The sequence below is a fragment of the Halomonas sp. ND22Bw genome (assembly GCF_003011945.1).
In the GTDB taxonomy this organism is placed as follows: Bacteria; Pseudomonadota; Gammaproteobacteria; order Pseudomonadales; family Halomonadaceae; genus Halomonas; species Halomonas halophila.
Genome location: NZ_PXWD01000203.1, coordinates 1 through 429 on the forward strand (window position 1 = coordinate 1; position 429 = coordinate 429).

The window sequence follows — 429 nt, forward strand, 5'->3', positions numbered from 1 at the left end:
CCCTCGGCCCGCGCGCCGCCCATGACGACCACCGGCCCCAGCCGTTCGGCCAGCCGCCGCTCGCGCCGCATGGCCAGGGCCAGATTGGTCATCGGCCCGATGACGGCGACGGCGACCGAGCCTTCGGGCCGGCGCATCACCAGGTCGACGATGGCGTTGGCGGCCGGCCCGTCGCCGACGATGCCCGTCGGCTCGAACGGCTCCAGATCGCCCAGCCCCTCCGGCCCATGAAACGCCCCGGCCCCCGCGGGCGGGCGTTTCAGCGGCCGTTCCGCCCCGCCGAATACCGGCACGTCCTCGCGCCCGGCGATCTGGCGGATGATCCGCGCATTGCGCTGGGTCTTGGCGCCGGGGACATTGCCCCCGACCGTGGTGATGGCCAGCAGCTCCAGCTCGGGCGCCGCAAAGGCCAGGAACAGCGCCACGGCG

At 75.1% G+C, this 429-nt stretch carries 1 protein-coding gene; it reads right to left on the reverse strand.

What is annotated here, in order from left to right:
- Window positions 1–429: nucleoside hydrolase (locus CVH10_RS17695; RefSeq protein ID WP_146143004.1), on the reverse strand; the 429-nt coding region annotated here is incomplete at both ends.